The organism is Azohydromonas caseinilytica (assembly GCF_012927045.1).
Taxonomy (GTDB): Bacteria; Pseudomonadota; Gammaproteobacteria; order Burkholderiales; family Burkholderiaceae_C; genus Azohydromonas; species Azohydromonas caseinilytica.
Genome location: NZ_JABBFW010000001.1, coordinates 63273 through 89660, shown reverse-complemented (window position 1 = coordinate 89660; position 26388 = coordinate 63273). Strand labels below are relative to the sequence as shown.

Sequence of the window (26388 nt, the reverse complement as noted above, 5' to 3'; positions counted from 1 at the left end):
CCCATGAATTCCGTCCCCATGAGCCGCCTGCGCATCGACCTCGACGAGCGCGGCTACGACATCCGCATCGGCTGCGGCCTGCTGTCCGACCCCGACTCCTGGAGCGGCCTGCCGCGCGCGGCGCAGGCGCTCATCGTCAGCAACACCACCGTGGCGCCGCTGTACGCGCAGCGGCTGCAGGAGGCGCTCAGCCCCCACCACGAGCGCGTGCTGCAGGTGGTGCTGCCCGATGGCGAGGCCCACAAGGACTGGCCCACGCTCAACCTGATCTTCGACGCGCTGCTGGAGCAGGAGTGCGACCGCCGCACCGTGCTGTACGCGCTGGGCGGCGGGGTGGTGGGCGACATCACCGGCTTTGCCGCCGCCTGCTACATGCGCGGCGTGCCCTTCGTGCAGGTGCCCACCACGCTGCTGGCGCAGGTGGACTCCTCGGTGGGCGGCAAGACCGCCATCAACCACCCGCGCGGCAAGAACATGATCGGCGCCTTCTACCAGCCGCGGCGCGTGATCTGCGACCTGGACGTGCTGGACACGCTGCCCCCGCGCGAGCTCTCCGCCGGCCTGGCCGAGGTCATCAAGTACGGCCCCATCGCCGACCCGGCCTTCCTGGACTGGATCGAGCAGAACCTGGACGCGCTGCGCGCCCTGGACAAGGCGGCGCTGTCGCACGCGGTGCGGCGCAGCTGCGAGATCAAGGCCCAGGTGGTGGCCGCCGACGAGCGCGAGGCCGACCTGCGGGCCATCCTCAATTTCGGCCACACCTTCGGCCATGCCATCGAGGCCGGCCTGGGCTATGGCGAGTGGCTGCACGGCGAGGCCGTGGGCTGCGGCATGGTGATGGCGGCGGAGCTGTCGGCGCGGCTGGGCATGGTGGAGGCCGACTTCCCGCGGCGGCTGCGCGCGCTGGTGGAGCGCGCCGGGCTGCCGGTGGTGGCGCCGTCGCTGCCCATCGAGCAGTGGCTGGCGCTGATGCGGCTGGACAAGAAGGCGCTGGCCGGCGAGATCCGCTTCGTGCTCATCGACGGCCTGGGCCAGGCGGTGCAGCGCACCGCGCCGGAAGCGCTGGTGCGCGAGGTGATCCAGGCCTGCAGCGCCTGATTCCGATTGCGTTTGGCTCGTGAAGAAGCCCGTTCGTGCTGAGGTATCGAAGCACGAATCCGACAGGCTGGGATGGCCGCGCCACGGTGAGGGCCGTTCACCCTTCGATACCTCAGGGCGAACGGAAACACTTCGCTAGCGAGTGAGAAATGCGCTGAATCACCACGGCCGCTCACCCTGAGCCTGCGGAAGAGCTTGGCCCGAACGGGTTTTGGTTTCTGGGATTGATACAGAGGAGCTGCCCCATGCCCTTGGCCCCTTACGCCAGCGACCCGGCCCGCTCCCGCGGGCGGCGCCATCCGCAGCCGGCCGCGCCCACGCGCAGCGAGTACCAGCGCGACCGCGACCGCATCGTGCACAGCACGGCGTTCCGGCGCCTGGTCTACAAGACCCAGGTCTTCCTCAACCACGAGGGGGACCTCTACCGCACGCGGCTGACGCACTCGCTGGAGGTGGCGCAGCTGGGGCGCTCCATCGCCCGCACGCTGGGCCTGGACGAGGACCTGGTCGAGGCCATTGCCCTGGCGCACGACCTGGGCCACACGCCCTTCGGCCATGCCGGGCAGGACGCGCTCAACGAGGCCCTGCGCGAGCACGGCGGCTTCGAGCACAACCTGCAGAGCCTGCGCGTGGTGGACCAGCTGGAGCAGCGCTATCCCGAGCACGACGGCCTCAATCTCACCTTCGAGACGCGCGAGGGCGTGCTCAAGCACTGCAGCCCGAGCAACGCGCGCAAGCTGGAGGCGCAGGAGCCCGGCGGGGTGGCGCGGCGCTTCATCGACGGCACGCAGCCCTCGCTGGAGGCGCAGCTCACCAACCTCGCCGACGAGATCGCCTACAACGCGCACGACATCGACGACGGCGTGCGCTCCGGGCTGCTCAGCACCGAGCAGCTGCTCACCGTGCCGCTGTTCGCGCGCTTCCATGCCGCGGCGCTGGCCGAGCATCCGCAGCTCACGGGGCGGCGGCTGCTGTTCGAGGCCATCCGCCGCATGCTGTCGCAGCAGATCTACGACGTGATCGGCGCCACGCAGGCGCGATTGCAGAAGTACGCGCCGCACAGCGCCGACGCGGCGCGCCAGGCGCCGCCGCTGGTGTGCTTCAGCGACGCCATGCGCGAGGAAAGCCGGCAGCTGAAGAGTTTCCTGATGCGGCACCTCTACCGCCATCCGCAGGTCATGGCCACCACCGGCCGTGCCCAGGACGTGGTGCGTACGCTGGTGGACGCCTACCTGGCCGCGCCGTCCGAGATGCCGCCCGACTTCGCGCAGCGCCCGGACCTGCACCGCGCCGTGGCCGACTACATCGCCGGCATGACCGACCGCTTCGCGCTGCGCGAGCATGCGCGGCTCACCGGCACGCCTGCCTTCGAGGCGCTGTCGTGATGCTCCTTTCCTTCCTGAACGCGCCGTCGGGCGCGGCCGCCTGATGGCCCGTCTCCCCCGCCTGGCGCTGGCCGGGCATCTGCACCACCTCGTGCTGCGCGGCAACGCCGGCCAAGCCCTGTTCGTCGATGACGAGGACCGCCAGCGCTGCCTGGAGATGCTGCGCGAGGCGCTGCGGCTGCACGGCGTGGCGCTGCACGGCTACGTGCTGCTGGAGGACAGCCTGCAGCTGCTGCTCACGCCGGACAGCGACGCCGGGCTCAGCGCCGCCATGCAGGCGCTGGGGCGGCGCTATGTGGCCGCCTTCAACCGCCGCCACGGCCGCAGCGGCACGCTGTGGGAAGGGCGCTACCGCGCCACGGTGGCGCAGCCGCAGCGCCATTTCATTGCGCTGCTCACGCTGGTGGAGTGGCAGCCGCAGCGCCGCGGGCTGTGCGCGAGCGCGCTGGAGTGGCCCTGGTCCAGCGCCGCGCACCACCTGGGGCGCCGGCGCGATCCGCTGGTGACGGACCACCCGCTGTTCTGGGCCACCGGCAACACGCCCTTCGAGCGCGAGCTGGCGCACCGCGCCCGGCTGGAGGCCGGGCTGCCCGAGCCGCAGGCGCTGACGCTGATGGACGCCACGCTCAAAGGTTGGGCGCTGGGCGATGCCGCCTTCCTGGCCGCTCTGGCCGCGCACACCGAGCGTCCCTTGCAGCCGCGCCCGCGCGGCCGGCCGAGAAAGACGCCGATTCCCGACACGCCGCAGGCGGATGCGACACCGGCCTCGGCCACCCGACCACGGCCCACCGCCGCGGCGCCCGGTGCCGCTAACTCATTGAAACAGTTGGGAAAACAAGCACCAAAGTGAACTGTCCCCATTTATTTCTGCACTTCAACGGTGCCACTGATAAATGTGGTCTGACCCTTTTTTATAGCGCTTGAATCGGGGGGCGTCCTGCACTAGTCTCCGGGACTTCCCTGATTTCCCGATGGAGAGCGCCATGAGCACGGCCGCCGGACCCGCCAACAACACCGCCCAGGCTGCCGAGATCGCGGCGCTGGCTGACGGTGGTCTGTACCAGACCACCAACGAAAAGGACGCCTGCGGCGTCGGCTTCGTGGCTCACATCAAGGGCCAGAAGGCGCACAGCATCGTCGAGCAGGGCCTGAAGATCCTGGAGAACCTGGACCACCGCGGCGCGGTCGGTGCCGACAAGCTCATGGGCGACGGCGCGGGCATCCTGATCCAGATCCCCGACGAGCTCTACCGCGCCGACCTGGCGCGCCAGGGCGTCGAGCTGCCCCCGCCGGGCGAGTACGGCGTGGGCATGATCTTTCTGCCCAAGGAACACGCTTCCCGCCTGGCCTGCGAGCAGGAGATGGAGCGCGCCATCAAGGCCGAGGGCCAGGTGCTGCTGGGCTGGCGCGACGTGCCGGTCAACCGTGAGATGCCGATGAGCCCCACGGTGCGCGCCAAGGAGCCGGTGATCCGCCAGGTCTTCATCGGCCGCGGCCCCGACCTGATCGTGCCGGATGCGCTGGAGCGCAAGCTGTACGTGATCCGCAAGACCGCCTCGGCCGCGATCCAGAAGCTCAAGCTGACGCACAGCCACGAGTACTACGTGCCCAGCATGAGCTGCCGCACGATCATCTACAAGGGCCTGCTGCTGGCCGACCAGGTGGGCACCTATTACCTGGACCTGCAGGACCAGCGCACGACTTCAGCCCTGGCCCTGGTGCACCAGCGCTTCTCCACCAACACCTTCCCCGAGTGGCCGCTGGCGCACCCGTACCGGCTGGTGGCCCACAACGGCGAGATCAACACCGTCAAGGGCAACTTCAACTGGATGCGCGCCCGTGAAGGCGTGATGAAGTCGCCGGTGCTGGGCGACGACCTGAGCAAGCTCTACCCGATCAGCTTCGAGGGCCAGTCCGACACCGCGACCTTCGACAACGCGCTGGAGCTGCTGACCATGGCCGGCTACCCGCTGGCGCATGCGGCGATGATGATGATCCCGGAGGCCTGGGAGCAGCACACGCTCATGGACGAGCGCCGCCGCGCCTTCTACGAGTACCACGCCGCCATGATCGAGCCCTGGGACGGCCCGGCCTCGATGGTGTTCACCGACGGCCGCCAGATCGGTGCCACGCTGGACCGCAACGGCCTGCGCCCGGCGCGCTACATCGTCACGGACGACGACCTGGTCATCATGGCCTCCGAGTCCGGCGTGCTGCCCATTCCCGAGAACCGCATCGTCAAGAAGTGGCGCCTGCAGCCGGGCAAGATGTTCCTGATCGACTTCGAGCAGGGCCGCATCGTCGATGACGAGGAGCTGAAGAACCAGTTCGCCAGCGCGCGCCCCTATCGCCAGTGGATCGAGAACGTGCGCATCAAGCTCGACTCGATCCCCGCCAAGGGCGAGATGCCGCAGTTCGGCGAGACGCTGCTGGACCGCCAGCAGGCCTTCGGCTACACGCAGGAAGACATCAAGTTCCTGATGGCCCCGATGGCCACCGCCGGCGAGGAGGGCACCGGTTCCATGGGCAACGACAGCCCGCTGGCCGTGCTGTCCGACAAGAACAAGCCACTCTACAACTACTTCAAGCAGCTGTTCGCCCAGGTCACGAACCCGCCGATCGACCCGATCCGCGAAGCCATCGTGATGTCGCTCAACAGCTTCATCGGCCCGAAGCCGAACCTGCTGGACATCAACGCGGTCAACCCGCCGATGCGCCTCGAAGTGTCCCAGCCGGTGCTGGACTTCGACGACATGGCGCGCCTGCGCTCCATCGAGCAGAGCACGCACGGCAAGTTCAAGACCTATGAGCTGAACATCGTCTACCCGCTGGCCTGGGGCCACGAGGGTGTCGAGGCCAAGCTCGCCTCGCTGTGCGCCGAGGCCGTGGACGCCATCAAGGGCGGCCACAACATCCTCGTCATCACCGACCGCCGCATGGACCGCACGCAGGTGGCGATCCCCGCGGTGCTGGCGCTGTCCGCGATCCACCAGCACCTGGTGCGCGAGGGCCTGCGCACCACCGCCGGCCTGGTGGTGGAGACCGGCTCCGCCCGCGAGGTGCACCACTTCGCCGTGCTGGCGGGCTTCGGCGCCGAGGCCGTGCACCCGTACCTGGCGCTGGAGACGCTGGTGCAGATGCACCAGTCGCTGCCCGGGAACCTCAGCGCCGAGAAGGCCATCCACAACTACATCAAGGCCATCGGCAAGGGTCTCTCGAAGATCATGTCGAAGATGGGCATCAGCACGTACATGTCGTACTGCGGCGCCCAGATCTTCGAAGCCATCGGCCTGGACAAGTCGGTGGTGGACAAGTACTTCCGCGGCACCGCCTCGCAGGTGGGCGGCATCGGCGTCTTCGACATCGCCGAGGAAGCCATCCGCATGCACCGCGCCGCCTTCGGCGACGACCCGCTGCTGCAGTCCATGCTCGACGCCGGCGGCGAATACGCCTGGCGCGTGCGCGGCGAGGAGCACATGTGGACGCCCGACGCCATCGCCAAGCTCCAGCACTCCACGCGCTCGGGCAAGTACGAGACGTACAAGGAGTACGCGCAGCTCATCAACGACCAGTCGCGCCGCCACCTGACGCTGCGCGGCCTGTTCGAGTTCAAGTTCGACCCGAGCAAGGCCATTCCGCTGGAAGAGGTTGAGTCCGCAGCCGAGATCGTCAAGCGCTTCGCCACCGGCGCCATGTCGCTGGGCTCGATCAGCACCGAGGCCCACTCGACGCTGGCCATCGCCATGAACCGCATCGGCGGCAAGAGCAACACCGGCGAGGGCGGCGAGGACCCGGCGCGCTACCGCAACGAGCTCAAGGGCATCGCCATCGCCGACGGCACCAAGGTGTCCGACGTGGTGGGCCGCGAAGTGGTCGTGACCGACTACGCCATGAAGGCCGGCGACAGCCTGCGTTCCAAGATCAAGCAGGTCGCCTCGGGCCGCTTCGGCGTCACCACCGAGTACCTGGTCAGCGCCGACCAGATCCAGATCAAGATGGCCCAGGGCGCCAAGCCCGGCGAGGGCGGCCAGCTGCCCGGCGGCAAGGTGTCCGAGTACATCGGCTTCCTGCGCTACTCGGTGCCGGGCGTGGGCCTGATCTCGCCGCCGCCGCACCACGACATCTACTCGATCGAGGACCTGGCGCAGCTCATCCACGACCTCAAGAACGCCAACCCGCGCGCCGACGTGTCGGTGAAGCTGGTGTCGGAAGTGGGCGTGGGCACCATCGCCGCGGGCGTGGCCAAGTGCAAGGCCGACCACGTGGTGATCGCCGGCCATGACGGCGGCACGGGCGCTTCGCCCTGGTCGTCGATCAAGCATGCCGGCACCCCGTGGGAGCTGGGCCTGGCCGAGACGCAGCAGACGCTGGTGCTCAACCGCCTGCGCGGCCGCGTGCGCGTGCAGGCCGACGGCCAGATGAAGACCGGCCGCGACGTGGTCATCGGCGCGCTGCTGGGCGCCGACGAGTTCGGCTTCGCCACCGCGCCGCTGGTGGTCGAGGGCTGCATCATGATGCGCAAGTGCCATCTCAACACCTGCCCGGTGGGCGTGGCCACGCAGGACCCGGTGCTGCGCGCCAAGTTCTCGGGCAAGCCCGAGCACGTGGTCAACTACTTCTTCTTCGTCGCCGAGGAGGCGCGCCAGATCATGGCGCAGCTGGGCATCCGCAAGTTCGACGAGCTCGTCGGCCGCTCCGACCTGCTCGACATGAAGAAGGGCATCGAGCACTGGAAGGCGCAGGGCCTGGACTTCAGCCGCATCTTCCACCAGCCGGCCGTGCCGGCCGAGGTGCCGCGCCTGCACGTCGAGCTGCAGGAGCATGGCCTGGAGAAGGCGCTGGACCAGCGCCTGATCGACAAGGCCCGCCCCGCCATCGAGCGCGGCGAGAAGGTGCAGTTCATGGAGCAGGTGCGCAACGTCAACCGCTCCGTGGGCGCGATGCTCTCGGGCGAGCTGGTGCGCCACCGTCCCGAAGGCCTGCCTGACCAGACCATCTTCGTGCAGATGGAAGGCACCGGCGGCCAGAGCTTCGGCGCCTTCCTGGCCCAGGGCATCACCTTCTACCTGATCGGCGAGGCCAACGACTACACCGGCAAGGGCCTGTCCGGCGGCCGTATCGCGGTGCGTCCGAGCATCGAGTTCCGCGGCGACGCCACGCAGAACATCATCGTGGGCAACACGGTGCTGTACGGCGCCACCGCCGGCGAGGCCTTCTTCCGCGGCGTCGCGGGCGAGCGCTTCGCGGTGCGCCTGTCGGGCGCCACCGCGGTGGTGGAGGGCACGGGCGACCACGGCTGCGAGTACATGACCGGCGGCACCGTGGCCGTGCTGGGCAAGACCGGGCGCAACTTCGCCGCGGGCATGAGCGGCGGTATCGCCTACGTCTACGACGAGGACGGCCAGTTCGCCAGCCGCTGCAACACCGCGATGGTGGCGCTGGAGAAGGTGCTGCCCGCCGAGGAGCAGCGTGCCGCGCAGGACGAGGTGACCTTCCACAAGGGCCAGCCCGACGAGGTGCTGCTGCGCAAGCTGGTGGAAGACCACCACAAGTGGACCGGCTCGCTGCGTGCGCGCGAGATCCTGGACCACTGGGCGGCCTCGCGCGCCAAGTTCGTGAAGGTGTTCCCGCACGAGTACAAGCGCGCCCTGGGCGAGATGGCCGCGCGCCGCGAGGCGGGCCAGACCATCGCCAAGGCCAAGGCACCGGATGCCAAGGCCGTGGGCAGCGTCCCGGCGAAGTAAAGAGGGAGCCGGTCCGCGGCGGCGATGCCGCGGCCGGTCCAGCCGCCGCCACGCGCGCTCGCCCTTGGGCAGCGCGCGCGGCCGCGGCGGCCAACGATCAGTGAAGGTAGAGAAACATCATGGGTAAGGTCACCGGCTTCCTCGAGTACGAGCGCATCGAGGAAGGCTACGAGGGCGTCGAGACGCGGCTGAAGAACTACAAGGAGTTCGTGATCGGCCTGAGCGCCGAGCAGGCGCAGGTGCAGGGCGCGCGCTGCATGGACTGCGGCACGCCGTTCTGCAACAACGGCTGCCCGGTCAACAACATCATCCCGGACTTCAACGATCTCGTTTACCGCAACGACTGGCGCAACGCGATCACGGTCCTGCACACGACCAACAACTTCCCCGAGTTCACCGGCCGCATCTGCCCCGCGCCCTGCGAGGCGGCGTGCACGCTCAACGTGAACGACGACCCGGTGGGCATCAAGTCCATCGAGCACGCCATCATCGACCGCGCCTGGGCCGAAGGCTGGGTGGTGCCGCAGCCGCCCAAGGCCAAGACGGGCAAGAAGGTCGCCGTCATCGGCTCCGGCCCCGCCGGCCTGGCCGCGGCGCAGCAGCTCGCGCGCGCCGGCCATGACGTGGTGGTGTTCGAGAAGAACGACCGCGTCGGCGGCCTGCTGCGCTACGGCATCCCCGACTTCAAGATGGAGAAGTCGCACATCGACCGTCGCGTCGAGCAGATGAAGGCCGAGGGCGTGGTGTTCCGTTGCGGCGTCATCGTGGGCGAGCTGCCCAAGGGCTCCAAGGTGACCAACTGGGCCAAGGAGCGCGTCACGACCGAGCAGCTGCAAGCCGAGTTCGACGCCGTGCTGCTGGCTGCGGGCTCCGAGGTCTCGCGCGACCTGCCCGTGCCGGGCCGCGAGCTCGACGGCGTGCACTTCGCCATGGAGTTCCTGCCGCAGCAGAACAAGCTCAACGCCGGCGACAAGCTCAAGGGCCAGATCCGCGCCGACGGCAAGCACGTCGTCGTGATCGGCGGCGGCGACACCGGCAGCGACTGCGTGGGCACCAGCAACCGCCATGGCGCCGTGAGCGTGACGCAGTTCGAGCTGCTGCCCATGCCGCCGGAGCAGGAGAACAAGGACCTCACCTGGCCGTACTGGCCGTACAAGCTGCGCACCTCCTCCAGCCACGAGGAAGGCTGCCAGCGCGAGTTCGCCATCGCCACCAAGGAGTTCATCGGCGAGAAGGGCAAGGTCACCGGCGTCAAGACGGTGCGCGTGCAGTGGGAGGGCGGCAAGATGGTCGAGGTGCCGAACACCGAGCAGGTGCTCAAGGCCGACCTGGTGCTGCTGGCCATGGGCTTCACCAACCCGGTGAACACGCTGCTCGAAGGCTTCGGCGTGGAGCGCGACCCGCGCGGCAACGCCAAGGCCACGACCGACTTCACCGGCGGCTATGTCACGAACGTGCCCAAGGTCTTTGCCGCCGGCGACGTGCGCCGCGGCCAGAGCCTGGTGGTGTGGGCGATCCGCGAAGGCCGCCAGGCCGCGCGCGCGATCGACGAGTTCCTGACGGGTGCCAGCGACCTGCCGCGCTGACGCTCCTGCGCTTGCCTCGGCGCCGTTTTGTTCACAAGCGGCCCGGGTTGGCAAGCCGCTTGCTGCGAAGCAACAACGCTGCCGATACCACAGCAGCGTGCATGAGACAATGAAGGCCCGCCCGCATTGATGCCGGCGGGCCTTCTTTTTTGCGCGATTCCTCGCGCCCCTCGCCTCTTCTGATGCCCGACCCCGATTCCCTGATCGAGATCGACCATGTCAGCTTCGGCTATGACGCCCGCCGGCTGATCCTCAACGACGTGACGCTGCGCTTCCCGCGCGGCAAGGTCACGGCCATCCTGGGCGGCTCGGGCTGCGGCAAGACTACGCTGCTGCGCCTCATCGGCGGCATCGCGGCGCCGAACTCGGGCCAGGTACGCTTCGACGGCGAGGTCGTCAACGCTCGCGACCGCGCCCAGCTGCTGCGGCTGCGCCGGCGCATGGGCATGCTGTTCCAGTTCGGCGCGCTGTTCACCGACCTGAACGTGTTCGACAACGTGGCCTTTCCGCTGCGCGAGCACACCGACCTGCCGCCGGCGCTGGTGCGCGACATCGTGCTGATGAAGCTCAACGCCGTGGGCCTGCGCGGCGCGGCGCCGCTGCGCATCTCGGAGGTGTCGGGCGGCATGGCGCGGCGCATCGCGCTGGCGCGCGCCATCGCGCTGGACCCGGAACTGATCATGTACGACGAGCCCTTCGCGGGCCTGGACCTCATCTCCATGGGCGTGGCGGCCAACCTCATCCGCAAGCTGGGCGACGCCACGGGCGCGACCTCGCTGGTGGTGTCGCACGACATTCCCGAATGCATGGCCATCAGCGACCACGTGATCCTGATGGCCGCGCCGGGCGGGCGCATCGTGGCGCAGGGCACGCCGGCCGAGCTGATGGCCTCCACCGACCCCGAGGTGCGCCAGTTCGTGCGCGGCGAGCCCGACGGCCCGGTGAAGTTCCACTACGCCGCGCCGCCGCTGGCGCAGGACTTCGGTGTCGCCAAGCCAGGGAGGGCGGCATGAAGACCCCGCTCGACGCGCTGGCGCGCCTGGGCGCGGGCGTCATCCAGATGCTGGGCTCGCTGGGGCACGCGACCTTCTTCTTCCTGGACCTGCTGCGCGCCACGCCGGCGGCGCTGGCGCGCTTCTCGCTGGTGGTGGCGCAACTGCATGCCATCGGCAACCTGTCGCTGCTGATCATCCTGGCCTCGGGCATGGCGGTCGGCTTCGTGCTGGCGCTGCAGATGTACTACGCGCTCACGACCTACGGCGCCACGGAGTCGCTGGGCCTGATCGTCAACCTGGCGCTGGTGCGCGAGCTCGGCCCCGTGGTGGCGGCGCTGCTGTTCGCCGGCCGCGCGGGCACCTCGCTCACCGCCGAGATCGGCCTGATGAAGGCCGGCGAGCAGCTCTCGGCCATGGAGATGATGGCCATCGACCCGCGCGCGCGCGTGCTGGCGCCGCGCTTCGTCGGCGGCATCGTGGCCATGCCGCTGCTGGCGGCGATGTTCTCGGCCATCGGCATCCTGGGCGCCTACGTCGTGGCGGTGCTGCTCATCGGCGTGGACTCGGGCAATTTCTGGTCGATCATGCAGGACCGCGTGGACGTCTGGCGCGACGTGGGCAACGGCATCGTCAAGAGCGCGGTGTTCGGCGTCATCTGCACCTTCGTCGCGCTCTACCAGGGCTACGAGACCCAGGCCACGCCCGAGGGCGTGGCCTACGCCACCACGCGCACGGTGGTGATCTCCTCGCTGGGCGTGCTGGCGATGGACTTCGTGCTCACCGCGCTGATGTTCTCCACGCCCTGAAGCCCACGCCCCGAATTCCTCACACTCAACCCATGGCAAAGAAAAGTATCGAGATCCTCGTGGGCGGCTTCGTGCTGCTGGGGCTGGCGGCGCTGCTGTTCCTGGCGCTCAAGGCCGCCAACCTGACGAGCTTCGGCAACGGCGAGACCTACATGCTCAAGGCCCGCTTTGACAACATCGGCGGCCTCAAGCAGCGCGCGGCGGTGCGCAGCGCCGGCGTCACGGTGGGCCGCGTCGAGTCCATCACGCTGGACCCGCAGACCTACATGGGCGTGGTGACGCTGCAGGTCGCCAAGGGCGTGAGCTTCCCGCGCGACTCCTCGGCCAAGATCCTGACCTCGGGCCTGCTGGGCGACCAGTACATCGGCATCGAGCCCGGCGCCGAGGACCAGATGCTCGCGCCCGGCGCCACCATCACGCAGACGCAGTCGGCCGTGGTGCTGGAAAACCTCATCGGCCAGTTCCTCTTCAGCAAGGCCGCCGACGCCGGCGGCGGCACCGGTGGGGACGGCGACGCCGCCAGCGCGCCGGCCCCCGCCAAGCCGTGAAGCCGCCCGCCCGTTCTCCCAGGAGCTCCGCCATGAAGCATGCCCCCCTGTTGCTGGCCGCCGCGTTGCTGTCGAGCGGCGGCGCGCAGGCCCAGTCCCAGTCCCAGACGTCCAGGGACCCGCTGGAGCGCATCAACCGCCCCATCTTCAGCTTCAACGAGGCGGTGGACCGCACGGTGCTCGTGCCCGTGGCCACGGCCTACCGCGACGTCGTGCCCTCGCCGGTGCGCACCGGGGTGGGCAACTTCATCGGCAACTTCGCCGACGCCTGGTCCGCGGTGAACCAGTTCCTGCAGGGCAAGGCGCATGAGGGCGTGCACATGAGCATGCGCGTGATCGTCAACACCTTCTTCGGCCTGGGCGGCGTGCTGGACTGGGGCACCGAGATGGGCCTGGAGCGCCAGAGCGAGGACTTCGGCCAGACGCTGGGCCGCTGGGGCCTGGGCGCCGGCCCGTATTTGGTGCTGCCGTTCCTGGGCCCGTCCTCGGTGCGCGACACGGCCGGCCTGACGCTGGACCTGCAGACCACGCCCAGCGCCGTGCTGTTCGGCCCCACGCGCGACGTGGCCGCCGCCACCGCGGTGCAGGTCGTGCATCGCCGCTCCGAGCTGCTGCAGGCCGGCCAGCTGCTGGAGGACGTGGCGCTGGACAAGTACCAGTTCCTGCGCGACGCCTACCTGGCGCGCCGCAACAGCCAGGTGTGGGACGGCAATCCGCCCGAGGAGCCGGAAGAGCCGGAGGACGATGCCGGCACGCCGGATGCCCCTGTGGAGTCATCCGCCCCCGCCGCGCCCGAGGCGCCCACGCCTGCTCCGATTCCGGCGCGGTGAATTCGCACCCTGGCGGTGAACCGGCCGGCGCCCTGGCGCGTTGGAGAACCGGCACCGCCGCGACGGTGACCGCAACCTGAAGGAACCACTTCCGTGATCAGAAAACTTCTGGCCCTCTTTGCTTTTCTCGGCACCCTGATGCTGGCCGGCCCGCTGCACGCGCAGAGCGCGGCGGCACCCGACGCCTTCGTGCGCCAGCTCTCGGACGAGGTGCTCGACGCCCTCAAGAACGACAAGGCCGTGCAGGGCGGCGACGTGGCCCGCATCCGCACGCTGGTGGACGCCAAGGTGCTGCCGCACGTGAACTTCCAGCGCATGACCGCCGCCGTGGTGGGCCGCTCCTGGCGCACCGCCACGCCCGAGCAGAAGCAGCGCCTGCAGGAGGAGTTCAAGACCCTGCTGGTGCGCACCTACGCCGGCGCGCTCACGCAGGTGAAGAACCAGTCCGTGGCGCTCAAGCCCTTCCGCGGCAACGCCGCCGACCAGGAGGTCGTGGTGCGCAGCGAGGTGCGCGGCGGCAGCGAGCCCATCCAGCTCGACTACCGGCTGGAGAAGGCTGGCGATGCCTGGAAGATCTACGACGTCAACGTCGCCGGCGTGTGGATGGTGGATCAGTACAAGAACAGCTTCGCCCAGGAGATCGCCAGCGGCGGCCTCGATGGCCTGATCTCCAAGCTGGCCGAGCGCAACAAGAGCGGCGGCAAGGGCTGAACGTGGCCCTGACGCTGCCCTACACCCTGACGCTGGCCACGGCCGTGCAGACGCTGCGCACCCTGGAGCCGACGCTCACGGGCAGCGCGCGCATGGAGCTCGATGCTTCCGCGCTGCGTGACTTCGATTCCGCCGCGCTGGCGGTGATGCTGCAGCTGCGCCGCAGCGCCCAGGCCGCCGGCGGCGACCTGCGCATCACCGGCGCGCCCCGGCCGCTGGTCGAGCTGGCCCAGCTCTACGGCGTGGACGAGGCGCTGCCGGGGCTGGAAGAGGCGCTGCCGGTCGCGGCCAACGCCGCCTGAAGCCGGTTCGTCCGCGCCTGAGCGCTCAAGCACCAACCCCGTCATGCCCGCTCCAGCGGACATGCCGGGGTTTTTCCATTGAGGGCAGCCGCTGCGGTCTACGGACCTGGCGCGGTGCTTACTGGTACGCGCCGGGCGACCAGGTGGTGCGGGATGCGAGCGCAACCGTGCCCAGGGGCAGCTTGAACTCGGCCGTGGGCACCAGCGAGCGTCCGCCCGCGCTGCCCTGCACCACGCCCTTGCCGCGCAGCGGCGAGCCCGTCACCAGGCGATAGTTGCGCGACCAGGGCGCCTGCAGCACGCTGATCGCGGTCTTGAAGTTGCCGCTGGTGCCGACCCAGGCCGAGCTGCCGGTGGCCACGTCGCCCGTGCCCAGCAGCAGGTTGTTGACGAAGCGCATGTCCAGCCCGGCCGCCAGCCGCGCCGCGCCCACGCGCACGAAGGTGCAGCCGGCGCTGCGGTCGTTGACGAAGGTGTTGTGCGACAGGTAGAGCCCGTGCACCGTGGCGCTGGAGGTCTCGGCGCCGTAGGACAGCATGGTCGAGTTCGGGCTCAACGGGCTCTGGCCGATGACGTTGCCGATGGCCCAGACCAGCCCGCCCTCGGGGAAGTCCATCTCGTACGAGGCCTTGCCGTCAACGCTGTCCACCAGCTGGTTGTAGAGGATGACGTTCTCGCGGGCGCGCGACTTGAGCAGGTGGCCGATGTAGCCGTCGTGGAAGTAGCAGCCCGTCATGGTCAGCCGCTTGATGCGGCCCGCGTACAGCTGGTGCGGCGGGTAGGGCGAGGTGGCGGCGGGACTGCGGCCGGTGTAGCCGAAATCGCTGTTGATCACCTCCAGCTCGGACGTGGCGTCGTTGCCGGTCAGGATGCCCATCTCGTTGTCGACGAAGGCGCAGTTGCCCACCGTGAGGCGGCCGCGCTCGAAGCGGATGCCCGCGCCGTTGAGGTCGGGCACGCGCGCGCCGCGGAACTCCAGGTTCTCGATGCGCACGTTGTCGGCCTGGCGCACCACCAGGATGCCCTTGCCCTCGGCCGAGACGCCGTCGGCCTGGAACACCGGGCGCGTGCTGCCCACGCCGCGGATGGTGAGCACGCGCTGCGTGATGACGCCGACCTGCGCACGGTAGGTGCCGGGCATCACCTCGATGGTGTCGCCATCGGCCGAGGCGGCCAGCAGGGCCGCGAGCGACATGCCCGGATAGAGCTGGCGCACCGTGCCCGTGGTCTGTGCCTGGGCCAAGCCGCCCACCATCGGCGCCACGCCCGCCAGTGCCAGCGTCTGGATCAGTTCTCTTCTTCTCATTGGCCGTCCTCCCGCATGAGGCCGTTTCTTCCCACCAGGGCGCCGGGGCACCGGTGGTCCCACAGAGCCCGCGACAGGGCGTCGCGGGCCACCCGGGGCCTGGCTCATGCATGGAACAGCCGCTCGCTTCAGGTCCCGACCTGTTTGGGTTCGTCACTTCCCTCGGAAAACTTGATTCGGGTTTGTCGCAAACAGTAACTGAAGCAACGACGCCGGTAACGGGAACGCCGTACCGGCTGTCCGAGATCGAGGGCGGGAGAAAGATGCCGGGCGCTGCGGTAACGACCGCGGCGGCCTGGGGCAGCGCCTGGGAGCGTCAGGCGCCGTTGACGTAGCGGCGCGTGCGCAGGTTCTTCTTGATTTCCTGGAGCATGGGCTGCAGCGCATCGCTGCCCAGGCGCAGCGCCAGGCCGGTGGTGAGCACGTCGATCACCAGCAGGTGCAGCAGCCGCGACACCATGGGGCTGTAGCGGTCGGCGTCCTCGGGGTGGTCCACCGCCAGCAGGATCTGGTGCACGCCGTTGCCCGACTGCGCCAGCGGCGTGGCGCTGGCGGTGATCAGGATCAGCGTGGCGCCGCGCCGGCGCGCGATGTCGGCCACGTCCAGCAGGTCGCGGCTGCGGCCGGAATTGCTGATGACCACCGCGCAGTCGCCGGGCTGCAGCATGGTGGCGCTCATCACCTGCATGTGGCTGTCGATCACCGCCGCGGCCGTCACGCCCAGCCGGAAGAACTTCTGCTGCGCGTCCTGCGCCACGATGCCGGAGTTGCCCACGCCGTAGAAGTCGATGCGCCGGTGGCCGCGGCAGGCCTGCTCCAGCGCGTCGAGCGCGCGCTCGAAGGCCTGCGGCGCGGCCTGGTTGCGGTAGGCCAGCATCGCGCCGATGGCGTTGTCCACCACCTTGACGATGAGCTCTCCGGGCTTGTCGTCGGCCCCCACGGCACGGTGCACGAAGGGCACGCCCTCGTTGACGCTGCCGACGAGCTTGCGCTTGAAGTCCGCCAAGCCGCCGTAGCCCACGCTACGGCAGAAGCGCACCACGGTGGGCTTGCTGACCCGGGCGCGCTCGGCCAGCTCCGCCACCGGCGTCTCGGCAAAGGCGCGCGCGTCCTCCAGCAGCAGCCGCGCCACGCGCTGCTCGGCCGGGGACAGCGCGGGCAGGCAGGCGCGGACGCGCTCCAGCATCGGGCTGGCCTCGGCGGCGGAGCGCGGCGGCGCGGCGTCGTCCAGGCCCGGGTGCGGCAGCGCCGCGGTGCTGCTCACTGGAACGCGCCGGGCGTCCACACCGCCGGCGCCGAGATCGCGCGCGTGCCCAGCGGCACCTGGAACTCCGCCGCGGGCGCCAGCGAGCGTCCGCCGCCGCTGCCCGGTGCCACGCCGGTGCCACGCAGCGGCGAGCCCGCCACCAGGCGGAAGTTCAGCCCCGCGGGCTGCTGCAGCGCGGCCAGCGTGCCACTGCGGTTGCTGTCGGACCAGGGCTGCGCGCCGGTCTGCACGCTGCCCGTGCCCAGCAGCAGGTTGTTGACGAAGCGCATGTCCAGGCCGGCCGCCAGCCGGGCCGCGCCCACGCGCACGAAGGTGCCGCCGGCGCTGCGCTCGTTGATGAAGGTGTTGTGGGCCATGTAGAGACCGTGGACGGAGGCGGTGGAGCTTTCGGCGCCGAAGGACACCAGGTCCGGGTTCTGCGTGCGCGCGCCCTGGCCGATGACGTTGCCCACCACCCAGGCCAGGCCGCCCTCGGGAAACTCCAGCTCGTACGAGGCCTCCCCGGCCGCCCCGTCCACCAGCAGGTTGTACTTGACGATATTTTCGCGGGCGCGCGACTTGAGCAGATGGCCGATGTAGCCGTCGTGGAAGTGGCAGCCCGCCACCCGCAGCCGCCGGATGCGGCCGGCGTAGAGCAGGTGCGGCGGGTTGTATTCCTGCGCGGTGTCGCGCGCGGCCCGGCCGAACTCGCTGCCCTGCACTTCCAGCGCCGTGTCGGGGTCGCTGGCGGTCTGGATGCCCATCTCGTTGTCGAAGAAGCCGCAGCGCTGCACCAGCAGCCGCCCGCGCTCGTGGCGGATGCCCGCGCCGTTGCGGTCGGGCACGCGCGCGCCGCGGAACTCCAGGTTCTGGATGCGCACCTCCTCGGCATTGCGCACCACCAGCAGCCCCTTGCCTTCGGCCGCCGCGCCCTCGGCCTGCAGCACCGGGCGCACGGGCCCCACGCCGCGCAGGGTGAGCCGGCGCTGCAGGATCACGCCGGCCTGCGCGCGATGCGTGCCGGGCATCACCTCGATGGTGTCGCCGTCGCGCGCCGCGGCCAGCAGCGCCGCCAGGCTGTCGCCCGGCTGGAGCCGGTGCACCGTGCCCTCGGCCTGCGCCGGGGCCCGCTCCGCTTCCCGTTCCACCTGCACCTGCAGCTGCGTCGGCGCCTGCGCGCGGCTCGCGGGCACCGCGCCGACCAGCGCCAGCGCCTGCAACAGATCTCGCCTCTTCATCATCGTGTCGTGCCTTACTGCTCTTCGTCCCACATGAAGCCGTCGCGCGCCACCAGCGCGCTGGCGGCTGGCGGCCCCCAGCTGCCGGCGGCGTAGGGACGCGGGCCGACATGGTCCTCGGCCCAGCACTGCAGGATCGGCTCGACCCAGGCCCAGGCCTGCTCCTGCTCGTCGCTGCGCACGAACAGGTTCAGCCGCCCGGCGATGGCGTCCAGCAGCAGCCGCTCGTAGGCGCCCACGCGCTCGCTGGGGAAGGCCTTGTCGAAGTCCAGGTCCAGCGACACCGGCGAGAGCGTGTCGCCGGCGCGGTAGTCGCCCTTGGCCGCCATCAGGTGCAGCTCCAGCCCGTCCTCGGGCTGCAGCTTGATGACCAGCTTGTTGGGCTGGGTGACGCCCGCGAAGATCGGGTGCGGCACCGGGCGGAAGTTGACGACGATGTGCGCATCGCGCGCGCCCAGCCGCTTGCCGGTGCGCAGGTAGAAGGGCACGCCGGCCCAGCGCCAGTTCTGCACCTCGGTGCGCAGCGCCACGAAGGTCTCGCAGCGGCTGCCCGGCGGCACCTTGGCCTCGTCGAGGTAGCCCGGCACGCTCTTGCCGTCCACGCTGCCGGCCCGGTACTGGCCGCGCACCACGTCGCGCTGCACGCTCTCGCGCGTGAAGGGCTTGAGGCTCTTGAGCACCTTGAGCTTCTCGTCGCGGATGGCGTAGGCATCGGCGGTGGGCGGCGGCTCCATGGCGATCATGGTCAGCAGCTGCAGCGCGTGGTTCTGGATCATGTCCCGCAGCGCGCCCGTGCGGTCGTAGAAGTCGCCGCGCGTGCCCACGCCCAGCGACTCGGCGATCGTGATCTGGATGTTGGCGATGCTCTCGCGCCGCCACAGCGGCTCGAACAGGGCGTTACCAAAGCGCATCGCCGAGAGGTTCTGCACCGAGGGCTTGCCCAGGTAGTGGTCGATGCGGAAGGCCTGGCTTTCCTTGAACACCGAGCGCACCACGGCATTGATCTGGCGCGCGCTCTGCAGGTCGTGGCCCAGGGGCTTTTCCAGCACCACGCGCACGCGCTCGTGGTTGAGGCCCACGGCGCCGAGCTGCTCGCAGATCACGGTGAACAGGTGCGGGCTGGTGGCCAGGTACAGCACCACGGTGTCGGCCGGGCTGGAGCGGCCTTCCTCGGAGCGCGGCTCATCGAGCCAGCGCTTCAGGCGCGCGTAGTGCTCGGGCTGCGACAGGTCCATCTGCCGGTAGTGCAGCAGCTGGGCGAACTGCGCGAACTCCTCGTCCTTGGGCCGCTTGGCGGCCTCGACGTTGTCGAAGCGCTCGCGGATGAAGGCGCGGTATTCGTCGTCGGTGCGCGCATCGCGCGCCACCGCCAGGATGCGCCCGCCCGCCGGCAGCTTGCCGTGGCGGAAGGCCTGGAACAGGGCCGGCATCAACTTGCGCCACGTCAGGTCGCCGGTACCGCCGAAGAACACTAGATCAAAAGACATCGTGAAAGACTTTGCTGCAAGGGCGGTGCCCGGGATGTAACTGAGTTACATGATTCATGATGCTAGAGTTTCTTAGGAGGGTCAACGCGCGCGGGGCCGATTGGACGGTGCCGGCGCGCCGAGACTGTTTCTGAACGCAGCGCAGGCGCCGCCTGCAGGACCACCCGCCGTGAACCAACTCGATCAGCTCAAGCAGCACACCATCGTTGTCGCCGACACGGGCAACTTCAAACAGTTGGCGCAGTTCGCGCCGCGCGACGCCACCACCAACCCATCGCTGATCCTGAAGGCCGTGCAGCAGAGCGAGTACGCGCCGCTGCTGCAGGAGGTGGTGAAGGCCCAGGGCCGGGCGCCGCTGGAGCGCGTGGTGGACGAGGTGCTGGTGCGCTTCGGCCTGGAGATCCTGAAGGTCGTGCCCGGGCGCGTGAGCACCGAGGTCGATGCGCGGCTGAGCTTCGACACCGCCTGCACCATCGCGCGCGCGCACCACCTCATCGGCCTGTACGAGCGCGCGGGCATCTCGCGCGAGCGGGTGCTGATCAAGGTCGCCGCCACCTGGGAGGGCATCCAGGCCGCCAAGGCGCTGGAGCACGAGGGCATCCACTGCAACCTGACGCTGCTGTTCTCCTTCTGCCAGGCCGTGGCCTGCGGCGACGCCGGCGTGACGCTCATTTCGCCCTTCGTGGGCCGCATCTACGACTGGTACAAGAAGCAGGCCGGCGCGGCCTGGGACGAGGCCGCCAACGCCGGCGAGAACGACCCCGGCGTCAAGAGCGTCAGCGCCATCTACAACTACTACAAGCACTTCGACATCGACACCGAGGTGATGGGCGCGAGCTTCCGCAACGCCGGGCAGATCCTGGCCCTGGCCGGCTGCGACCTGCTCACCATCAGCCCCGACCTGCTGGCCGCGCTGCAGGGCAGCGACGCCCCGGTGAGCAAGCGCCTGGACGCGCAGGCCGCCAAGGCCCTGCCCATCCACGCCCACACCTACAACGAGCCGCAGTTCCGCTACGCGCTCAACGAGGACGCGATGGCGAGCGACAAGCTCGCCGAGGGCATCCGGGCCTTCGCGGCCGACGCCGCCAAGCTCGATCGGATGATCGAGGAGCTGCGCAAGTGAGCCGCGCCGCGCCCGAAGTCTCCGTCGCCGGCTTCGTGCGCGGCGACTGGACCGTGGCCTGGAGCGGCCTGCGCGGCCACTGGCAGGCCCACGGCCGCGACCTGGACCTGCGCCAGGCCTTCAACAACGACCCCCAGCGCTTCGAGCGCTTCGGCCTGCAGGCGCCCGAAGTCTTCGCCGACCTGTCCAAGCAGCGCTGGGACGAGGCGACGCGGCGCCTGCTGCTGGAGCTGGCGCGCGAAGTGGGGCTGGAAGCCCGGCGCGACGCGCTGCTCTCCGGCGCCACCGTCAACACCACCGAGGGCCGCGCCGTGCTGCACACCGCGCTGCGCGCGCCCAAGGGCCAGGGCCCCTTCAGCGACGAGGTGCACGCGGTGCTGGAGCGCATGCTGGCCTATGCCGAGGAAGTGCGTGCCGGTGGCTACACGGACGTGGTCAACATCGGCATCGGCGGCTCGGACCTGGGCCCGCTGATGGTGGTCAAGGCGCTGCAGCCCTACACCCGGCCGGGGCTGCGCAGCCATTTCGTGTCGAACGTGGACGGCCACGACATCGCCCCGCTGCTGGCGCAGCTCGACCCGGCCACCACGCTGTTCATCGTCGCCAGCAAGACGTTCACCACGCAGGAGACCATGGCCAACGCGCAGGTGGCGCGGGCCTGGTTCCTGGAGAAGGGCGGCACCGACATCGCCCGCCACTTCGCTGCGACCACGACCAACGTGCCGGCGGCGGCGGCCTTCGGCATCGACAAGACTTTCGGCTTCTGGGACTGGGTGGGCGGGCGCTACTCGCTGTGGAGCGCGATCGGGCTGCCCATCGCCATCGCCATCGGCGCCGACAATTTCCGCGAGCTGCTGGCCGGCGCGCATGCCATGGACCGGCATTTCGCCGAAGCGCCGCTGGAGCGCAACCTGCCGGCGCTGATGGGCCTGCTGGAGGTGTGGAACCGCGACTTCCACCACTACACCAGCCGCTGCGTGGCGCCGTATCACCAGGGCCTGGCGCGGCTGCCGGCCTACCTGCAGCAGCTGGAGATGGAGTCCAACGGCAAGCGCGTGGATTTCAATGGCGACCCGGTGCCTTTCGAGACCAGCCCGCTGGTGTGGGGCGAGCCCGGCACCAACGGCCAGCACGCCTTCTTCCAGATGCTGCACCAGGGCACGGACGTGATCCCGGTGGAGTTCATCGCCGTGCGCGAGCCGGCGCATCCGCATGCGGACCTGCAGGTGAAACTGCTGGCCAACTGCCTGGCGCAGTCGCAGGCGCTGATGCTGGGCAAGACGGCCGACGAGGCGAGCAGCGAGAAGGCGCCGACCGCCGCGTCCGACATCGACCCGGCCGTGCTGGCGCGGCACCGCAGCTTCCCCGGCAACCGGCCGAGCACGACGCTGCTGCTGGAGCGGCTGACGCCGCGCAGCCTGGGCGCGCTGGTGGCGCTGTACGAGCACCGCGTCTTCACCAGCGGCGTGGTGTGGGGCATCAACAGCTACGACCAGTGGGGCGTGGAGCTGGGCAAGGCGCTGTGCAACGCGCTGCTGCCGCGCTTCGAGTCCGGCGACGTGGCCGGGCTGGACGGCTCCACGGCCGGCTTGCTGAAGAGGTTGCGCGCATGAGGCTGATCTGGGACCTGGGCGCCGTGCTGCTGCGCTGGCGCCCGGCGCTGCTGCTGCGCCAGGTGCTGCCGCGCCACGTCACGGACGAAGCCAGCGCCACGGCCTGGCGCCGGCGCTTCTTCGTGGAGGGCGGCGAGTGGGGCGCCTTCGACCGCGGCGACCTGGACGAGCCGGCGCTGGCGCACCGCATCGCGCGCCGCACGGGGCTGAGCGAGGCCGAGGTGCAGGCCGTGATCGTGGCGGTGTACGAGGAGCTGCAGCCGCTGCCCGAGAGCGTGGCGCTGCTGCAGCGCTTCCAGAAGCAGGGGCTGCGCCAGCACTACTTCTCCAACATGCCGGCGTCCTACGCCGACCACATCGAGCGGCATCACGCTTTCCTTCAGCACTTCGATGGCGGCCTGTTCTCCGGGCGCGTGAAGCGCATGAAGCCCGAGCGCGGCTTCTACGAGCTGGCGCACGAACGCTTCGGCCTGGAGGGCCAGTCGGTGGTGTTCATCGACGACCACCCGGAGAACGTGCAGGCGGCGCGGGCCTTCGGGTGGGAGGCGGTGCTGTTCCGCGATGCCCCGCAGGTGGCGGGGGAGCTGAAGGCGCTGGGCTTGCCGGCTTGAGCCCGCGCGGGGCGGGCCGCGGTGTCAGTCCGCGGCCGGCCCGCCACCGGCAGCGCGCCGGTCCAGTTCCTCCTGCACCGTGCGCGCCGCTGTCGAACTGCCGTCGCCCGCTGGCGGCGTGATCAGTTCCGCCGGATGCCGGCGCCACGGTTGTCGCTGCGACTGCGGCTCACCGCTGCCGTGGCGGCGCAGCGCTTCGCGCAGCAGGTGCTCGATGGCCTCGGGCGCCAACAGCCCGGCGTCGGCGGCCTGCTGGGCCAGGTCGTCGGGCAAGGTGATTTCTATGGTGGCCATGGCTGCTCCGTGCGGTGGTTTCGTGGGCGAATTTAAGGTGGCAGACAGCTCAAGTCATCGCTTGCTGAAAATCACCCATTCGGCAGAAAAGCTGATTTTCAAATGGAGTTTCTGGTTTTTTGTTTGCCGTGAGCTGATGTGCCGCACTTACTACTCCGTCATGCCCGCGAAGGCGCACTGCTGTCCGGGGAAAGTTGTTGCGCGGTTTCCAAGGCTTGTCGAAGCGCAGGCCGCAGAAAAAGCGTCGTCATCCCGGCGAAAGCCGGGATCCACGAACGCTGCAAACGCTGCCTTGGCATGCATTGGAGTGTGCCAACGTGGGCCATGCCAACACCACGGCAGGCGTGGATCCCGACTTTCGCCGGGATGACGACTGGGTGGGCTGGCGGCCTGCGTCGCAGCCAGCGCTGCAAACCGGTTTCCAAGTTTCCCCGGACAGCAGTGCGCGAAGGCGGGAATCCAGGCGGCCCCCAATCCGGCCGAAGTCGCTCCATGCGCCTGCTGAAGAAATCAGCAAACCATTGACTCATGAAAATTCGGCTCCCCTTCGAACCGGCATTCCATCCCCTCCGCCTCCAGCGCCAGAAACGACTGGTTGGCGAAGCTCAATTCCAGCTTGGTGGGGCCGCTGTGGGTGTGAGGCAGGGGAATGGAGGGGGACCATTGGCCGTTGATTCTTATTCGGCCTTGGGAGAGGCGGCCGATGAGGTCGGTTGCTGGTTTATCAAGCTGAACGCCTGGAAGAACGAGCTCCACACCTTGGGAGAAGCCCTCAATCGATTTCTCTGAAATCGCAGGGTTGCTTTGCACGACATGGGCGGCAGACAGCCGGATATGGACGCCTTCGGGCGTTGGCACGGCTGCCGCAATTTCGCTGTCGGTGAACAGAAATAATGAATTCATCGTCGCAGTTTTAAGATAAATGAGAACCCGTGCTGCTCAAGAGATCGTGCCCATTGGTGGAAGGCCTGGATCAGGCAGGGAAATTATCCGCGCCGGATGCGGTGCCATATGAACCCTCCCAGCAAGGTCGCCAGCGTGACGATGCTGAATGAAACAGCCAGGCTGAACCACATTTCCAGATCGGCCAGCTCTTCACCGTTCTGGGAGCCGTAGAGCTCGACCAGCCAGAGGGCGAAGGGCTGGGGAACCTGAGGAAATGCGCCGGGGTTTGCGAGCCAGAGGCGGGTGAGAAGAATGGTGGCAGACAATACCCAAAGAATGGCAAGGCCAAGACGAAGGCCTTTTTTCATCGGACCACCACCGTGCCGTAGGCTTTCAAGCTGCTTCCTGGCACCGCCGTGGGCGAACTGCTCCTGAGCATGGCCCTCAGCAATTGATAATCAGCGGACTGGTCAATAACGATACAACCTTGGCTGATGCCGAACGTGCCTTTGGGGTGGAGCCGGAAAGCACCGCGCTTGACCTGATTGCACCAAGTTTCATCGTCGATTTTTTCGTCAATGGCATGCAGCGCAAACCAGTTGCTATGGTCGGAAAACAGGTCGCGTAGCGGACCGAGCAGGCCGCCGGATTGCCGGTCAAAAATATAGTAGCTGCCGGGTGGTATCGCACCCTTGCCGGCTGTGCATGCGCGGCTGCGCTGATTAACGAAATCGCCTAGACCAGAGAATGCAGGGAACGAGGTGGCGCCAATGGTGAAACTGCTCATCGGCTTGTCGTTGAGGACGAAGGTGCATCGATGCATTTCGCTTCCCTCCGATCTGAAAGAAAAGCCAGGATACGCTGGGGATGCCAACCATCAACTCGTGGTTGTCCCTCGCTGGAGCGGCGAGTGGGCGAGCACGACGGCTTGGGTATGGTGGTGCTGGTTTTTCACCAAGGCCTCTGCTCGGGCGATGCGCACGCCCGCCTTGAGCATAAAGAAACCGGCTGGAAAAAAGAGGGCGGCAGTAAAAATAAAGGTGAGAGGCATCTTTGATGGGGTGGATATGCCAAATATGGGAAACAATAGCGGCGAGAATCCGAGTGTGTAGAAGACACAATAGAGAAAAAGGTACCAAGTCTTGAGCAACCTGCGTCGCCATACGGGTCGATACTTGCTTTTGAAAACCAACTGCGATCCCGCTGCGGTGGCCAAGTGGTCTACATACTGGCGACCCAGCACAAAGTCTTTCAACGCCTGAGATGAGTTCTGGAGTGTGAGGAGGTACTCTATTTCAGTTGCTGAAAGTCGTGTGTCCCCTGCAATGGCTTGGTAACCCTTTTGCTTTAAGAATGGATGCATTCTTGGGTTTGCATGCAGATCTGTCATGAACTCACGAGCGAACTTGTATTCATCCCGTAAGTGTCCGTGGCGGCCACGCATGAAATCAATTAGGACTTACGCAGCGAGCACCATCCGCACCAACGGGCTGCGCAGCTCGGCTCTTAGATAGTTGGACAGCATCTCGCGTTTGAGCTGATAGAGTGTTTTCCCGAGCTGTCGCGCCTGAGCTGCTAAGCAATCCCAAACTAGCACGGCACAAGCAATATGGTTCCGCTGCATCCGGCCGCGCCGGCACTGGCATTTTTCCGCTCCAGTGAGCTGCTTGAATTCGCGGTGAAACTGCTCGATCTTCCAGCGCATGCCGCACGCCTCTTGTGTTGCATCCGTGGAATCCTGAGATAGATCGTTGGTCACGATCCAATCGATGCGGTGGGTGGACACCGGCACACGAAATAGCTTCACCCGATGCTCGGGCGGAAAACCTTTGACCTTGACGAGCTTGCCTTGGTGCAGTTCAAGATCATTCCACTGCAGACTGTCCACACGTTGATAAGGACGCCCCTCTTTGGAGTCGTCCACATAACGATTGTCCTTGAGAGGGCAGTAATAGATGAGCTTCTTGGAAGCGATGTAGGCCATGAGGGCACTGGTGGCGTACCAGCTGTCCATGAGCACCGTGCGTACGGGTAAGCCCTTGTGCAGCAACAAGCTGTCGAGCATGTCCTGTACATGGTCGAGCTTGCTCTTGCCATCCTGATCCGGCGCAAAAATGCGATAGTCGATAATCCAATACTGCTGCAATTCTGGATTGACGTACACGCATGTCACTACGCCAATGCCTTTGATCACACGATGCGCATTGCCGCTGTACTGGCTTCTTACCAATTCGATACGATGGGAATAAGACTTGTCGAGTACGGTGTCGTCAAAAATCAAATAGCCATGAGCGCTGGGAATCACATGAGGTCGGATGTTTTCCCAGATGATGCGCGATGTGATGCGTTCACCGTTCAAATACCGATTGAGGGCGTCATGACTGAAGTGGGCATGATGCTCGGCATAGTGCGTCAACGTGAAGTTGACTTGGCTCGATAGCAGGAACTGGCAGTAGTCCACGCGGGATGGATTCATGTCGCCACCTGGTGAAAGACGAAACTATGATCGACGCTTTCAAAAAGTTCAAGTCGAAATTAATTCAGGCGGCTTCCATGATTTTATGCCAATCTTTTGCGTAA

General features: G+C 68.0%; 25 protein-coding genes. 15 read left to right on the top strand and 10 right to left on the bottom strand.

Features of this window, described 5'->3' with window-relative positions; translation table 11 throughout:
* The first annotated feature begins 3 nt into the window (after positions 1–3).
* From aroB to HHL10_RS00415, 11 genes are all read left to right on the top strand, one after another.
* Positions 4–1098, top strand: coding sequence for a 3-dehydroquinate synthase (gene aroB / locus HHL10_RS00465; RefSeq protein WP_169158380.1), 1095 nt, complete (start codon positions 4–6; stop codon positions 1096–1098).
* Between the two features lie 245 nt (positions 1099–1343).
* On the top strand, positions 1344–2483 hold the full coding sequence (locus HHL10_RS00460) for a deoxyguanosinetriphosphate triphosphohydrolase (protein ID WP_169158379.1): 1140 nt from the start codon (positions 1344–1346) through the stop codon (positions 2481–2483).
* Positions 2484–2526: 43 nt separating this feature from the next.
* Positions 2527–3333 carry a transposase gene (locus HHL10_RS00455; RefSeq protein ID WP_235970958.1) on the top strand — a complete coding sequence of 269 codons (807 nt, stop codon included), beginning with the start codon at positions 2527–2529 and terminating at the stop codon, positions 3331–3333.
* A gap of 133 nt (positions 3334–3466) precedes the next feature.
* Complete coding sequence (locus HHL10_RS00450) at positions 3467–8227, top strand: glutamate synthase-related protein (protein ID WP_169158378.1); 4761 nt, start codon at positions 3467–3469, stop codon at positions 8225–8227.
* Positions 8228–8346: 119 nt separating this feature from the next.
* Positions 8347–9813 carry a glutamate synthase subunit beta gene (locus tag HHL10_RS00445; protein ID WP_169158377.1) on the top strand — a complete coding sequence of 489 codons (1467 nt, stop codon included), beginning with the start codon at positions 8347–8349 and terminating at the stop codon, positions 9811–9813.
* Between the two features lie 179 nt (positions 9814–9992).
* Positions 9993–10826 carry an ABC transporter ATP-binding protein gene (locus tag HHL10_RS00440; RefSeq protein WP_375138929.1) on the top strand — a complete coding sequence of 278 codons (834 nt, stop codon included), beginning with the start codon at positions 9993–9995 and terminating at the stop codon, positions 10824–10826.
* Positions 10823–11614: a lipid asymmetry maintenance ABC transporter permease subunit MlaE gene (mlaE, locus tag HHL10_RS00435; protein WP_169158374.1), complete on the top strand. Its 792-nt coding sequence runs from the start codon at positions 10823–10825 to the stop codon at positions 11612–11614. Before HHL10_RS00440 ends, mlaE begins: the two co-directional genes overlap by 4 nt.
* Before the next feature lie 32 nt (positions 11615–11646).
* Positions 11647–12162, top strand: coding sequence for an outer membrane lipid asymmetry maintenance protein MlaD (gene mlaD / locus HHL10_RS00430; protein WP_169158373.1), 516 nt, complete (start codon positions 11647–11649; stop codon positions 12160–12162).
* A 32-nt stretch (positions 12163–12194) separates the two neighbouring features.
* Entirely contained in the window at positions 12195–12992 is a 798-nt protein-coding gene (locus tag HHL10_RS00425; RefSeq protein WP_169158372.1) for an MlaA family lipoprotein, read from the top strand.
* 93 nt (positions 12993–13085) lie between these two features.
* Complete coding sequence (locus tag HHL10_RS00420) at positions 13086–13703, top strand: MlaC/ttg2D family ABC transporter substrate-binding protein (protein ID WP_375138924.1); 618 nt, start codon at positions 13086–13088, stop codon at positions 13701–13703.
* Positions 13704–13705: 2 nt separating this feature from the next.
* Positions 13706–14005, top strand: a complete 300-nt coding sequence (locus HHL10_RS00415; RefSeq protein WP_310734495.1) for an STAS domain-containing protein — start codon at positions 13706–13708, stop codon at positions 14003–14005.
* 118 nt (positions 14006–14123) lie between these two features.
* On the opposite strand, the gene HHL10_RS00410 is transcribed toward HHL10_RS00415, so the two are convergent.
* Positions 14124–15311 carry a right-handed parallel beta-helix repeat-containing protein gene (locus tag HHL10_RS00410; protein WP_169158371.1) on the bottom strand — a complete coding sequence of 396 codons (1188 nt, stop codon included), beginning with the start codon at positions 15309–15311 and terminating at the stop codon, positions 14124–14126.
* 110 nt (positions 15312–15421) lie between these two features.
* On the opposite strand from HHL10_RS00410, the gene HHL10_RS00405 reads away from it, so the two are divergent.
* Positions 15422–15646 (top strand): hypothetical protein, encoded by a 225-nt coding sequence (locus tag HHL10_RS00405; RefSeq protein ID WP_169158370.1) that lies wholly within the window; start codon positions 15422–15424, stop codon positions 15644–15646.
* Here HHL10_RS00405 and HHL10_RS00400 read toward each other — a convergent pair.
* The 3 genes from HHL10_RS00400 to zwf all read right to left on the bottom strand — a co-directional run bounded on the left by HHL10_RS00400 (position 15628) and on the right by zwf (position 19282).
* Positions 15628–16497 (bottom strand): MurR/RpiR family transcriptional regulator, encoded by an 870-nt coding sequence (locus HHL10_RS00400; protein WP_169158849.1) that lies wholly within the window; start codon positions 16495–16497, stop codon positions 15628–15630. The two genes, HHL10_RS00405 and HHL10_RS00400, sit on opposite strands and share 19 nt — an antisense overlap.
* Positions 16498–16571: 74 nt before the next feature.
* On the bottom strand, positions 16572–17795 hold the full coding sequence (locus HHL10_RS00395) for a right-handed parallel beta-helix repeat-containing protein (protein ID WP_169158369.1): 1224 nt from the start codon (positions 17793–17795) through the stop codon (positions 16572–16574).
* A 14-nt stretch (positions 17796–17809) separates the two neighbouring features.
* Entirely contained in the window at positions 17810–19282 is a 1473-nt protein-coding gene (zwf, locus tag HHL10_RS00390; RefSeq protein WP_169158368.1) for a glucose-6-phosphate dehydrogenase, read from the bottom strand.
* A 169-nt stretch (positions 19283–19451) separates the two neighbouring features.
* Here zwf and tal point away from each other — a divergent pair, with 169 nt between their 5' ends.
* The 3 genes from tal to HHL10_RS00375 are packed head-to-tail and all read left to right on the top strand — an operon-like array spanning position 19452 to position 22629.
* Positions 19452–20405, top strand: a complete 954-nt coding sequence (tal, locus tag HHL10_RS00385) for a transaldolase (RefSeq protein WP_169158367.1) — start codon at positions 19452–19454, stop codon at positions 20403–20405.
* Complete coding sequence (gene pgi, locus HHL10_RS00380; RefSeq protein WP_310734494.1) at positions 20402–22018, top strand: glucose-6-phosphate isomerase; 1617 nt, start codon at positions 20402–20404, stop codon at positions 22016–22018. Before tal ends, pgi begins: the two co-directional genes overlap by 4 nt.
* Complete coding sequence (locus HHL10_RS00375) at positions 22015–22629, top strand: HAD family hydrolase (protein WP_169158366.1); 615 nt, start codon at positions 22015–22017, stop codon at positions 22627–22629. The genes pgi and HHL10_RS00375 overlap by 4 nt, the downstream gene beginning before the upstream one ends.
* Positions 22630–22653: 24 nt before the next feature.
* Here the strand turns inward: HHL10_RS00375 and HHL10_RS00370 are convergent, their stop codons facing one another.
* The 6 genes from HHL10_RS00370 to HHL10_RS00345 form a co-directional block, all read right to left on the bottom strand.
* On the bottom strand, positions 22654–22923 hold the full coding sequence (locus HHL10_RS00370) for a hypothetical protein (RefSeq protein WP_169158365.1): 270 nt from the start codon (positions 22921–22923) through the stop codon (positions 22654–22656).
* A 510-nt stretch (positions 22924–23433) separates the two neighbouring features.
* Entirely contained in the window at positions 23434–23826 is a 393-nt protein-coding gene (locus tag HHL10_RS00365) for a hypothetical protein (protein WP_169158364.1), read from the bottom strand.
* A gap of 83 nt (positions 23827–23909) precedes the next feature.
* Positions 23910–24176: a hypothetical protein gene (locus HHL10_RS00360; RefSeq protein ID WP_169158363.1), complete on the bottom strand. Its 267-nt coding sequence runs from the start codon at positions 24174–24176 to the stop codon at positions 23910–23912.
* Positions 24173–24595 carry a DUF2778 domain-containing protein gene (locus HHL10_RS00355; RefSeq protein WP_510528605.1) on the bottom strand — a complete coding sequence of 141 codons (423 nt, stop codon included), beginning with the start codon at positions 24593–24595 and terminating at the stop codon, positions 24173–24175. Before HHL10_RS00355 ends, HHL10_RS00360 begins: the two co-directional genes overlap by 4 nt.
* A gap of 90 nt (positions 24596–24685) precedes the next feature.
* Positions 24686–25198, bottom strand: coding sequence for a hypothetical protein (locus HHL10_RS00350; RefSeq protein WP_169158361.1), 513 nt, complete (start codon positions 25196–25198; stop codon positions 24686–24688).
* Between the two features lie 69 nt (positions 25199–25267).
* The gene (locus tag HHL10_RS00345) at positions 25268–26284 is read right to left on the bottom strand and encodes an IS701 family transposase (protein WP_169158360.1); all 1017 of its coding nucleotides are present in this window, start codon (positions 26282–26284) and stop codon (positions 25268–25270) included.
* Positions 26285–26388 lie beyond the last annotated feature (104 nt).

Excerpts from the sequence above, each read along its gene's own strand:
- aroB (WP_169158380.1), top strand. The coding sequence starts at position 4 with ATGAATTCCGTCCCCATGAGCCGCCTGCGCATCGACCTCGACGAGCGC.
- HHL10_RS00460 (WP_169158379.1), top strand. The coding sequence starts at position 1,344 with ATGCCCTTGGCCCCTTACGCCAGCGACCCGGCCCGCTCCCGCGGGCGG.
- HHL10_RS00455 (WP_235970958.1), top strand. The coding sequence starts at position 2,527 with ATGGCCCGTCTCCCCCGCCTGGCGCTGGCCGGGCATCTGCACCACCTC.
- HHL10_RS00450 (WP_169158378.1), top strand. The coding sequence starts at position 3,467 with ATGAGCACGGCCGCCGGACCCGCCAACAACACCGCCCAGGCTGCCGAG.
- HHL10_RS00445 (WP_169158377.1), top strand. The coding sequence starts at position 8,347 with ATGGGTAAGGTCACCGGCTTCCTCGAGTACGAGCGCATCGAGGAAGGC.
- mlaE (WP_169158374.1), top strand. The coding sequence starts at position 10,823 with ATGAAGACCCCGCTCGACGCGCTGGCGCGCCTGGGCGCGGGCGTCATC.
- mlaD (WP_169158373.1), top strand. The coding sequence starts at position 11,647 with ATGGCAAAGAAAAGTATCGAGATCCTCGTGGGCGGCTTCGTGCTGCTG.
- HHL10_RS00425 (WP_169158372.1), top strand. The coding sequence starts at position 12,195 with ATGAAGCATGCCCCCCTGTTGCTGGCCGCCGCGTTGCTGTCGAGCGGC.
- HHL10_RS00410 (WP_169158371.1), bottom strand. The coding sequence starts at position 15,311 with ATGAGAAGAAGAGAACTGATCCAGACGCTGGCACTGGCGGGCGTGGCG.
- HHL10_RS00405 (WP_169158370.1), top strand. The coding sequence starts at position 15,422 with ATGGAACAGCCGCTCGCTTCAGGTCCCGACCTGTTTGGGTTCGTCACT.
- HHL10_RS00400 (WP_169158849.1), bottom strand. The coding sequence starts at position 16,497 with ATGCTGGAGCGCGTCCGCGCCTGCCTGCCCGCGCTGTCCCCGGCCGAG.
- HHL10_RS00395 (WP_169158369.1), bottom strand. The coding sequence starts at position 17,795 with ATGAAGAGGCGAGATCTGTTGCAGGCGCTGGCGCTGGTCGGCGCGGTG.
- zwf (WP_169158368.1), bottom strand. The coding sequence starts at position 19,282 with ATGTCTTTTGATCTAGTGTTCTTCGGCGGTACCGGCGACCTGACGTGG.
- HHL10_RS00375 (WP_169158366.1), top strand. The coding sequence starts at position 22,015 with ATGAGGCTGATCTGGGACCTGGGCGCCGTGCTGCTGCGCTGGCGCCCG.
- HHL10_RS00370 (WP_169158365.1), bottom strand. The coding sequence starts at position 22,923 with ATGGCCACCATAGAAATCACCTTGCCCGACGACCTGGCCCAGCAGGCC.
- HHL10_RS00365 (WP_169158364.1), bottom strand. The coding sequence starts at position 23,826 with ATGAATTCATTATTTCTGTTCACCGACAGCGAAATTGCGGCAGCCGTG.
- HHL10_RS00360 (WP_169158363.1), bottom strand. The coding sequence starts at position 24,176 with ATGAAAAAAGGCCTTCGTCTTGGCCTTGCCATTCTTTGGGTATTGTCT.
- HHL10_RS00355 (WP_510528605.1), bottom strand. The coding sequence starts at position 24,595 with ATGAGCAGTTTCACCATTGGCGCCACCTCGTTCCCTGCATTCTCTGGT.
- HHL10_RS00350 (WP_169158361.1), bottom strand. The coding sequence starts at position 25,198 with ATGACAGATCTGCATGCAAACCCAAGAATGCATCCATTCTTAAAGCAA.
- HHL10_RS00345 (WP_169158360.1), bottom strand. The coding sequence starts at position 26,284 with ATGAATCCATCCCGCGTGGACTACTGCCAGTTCCTGCTATCGAGCCAA.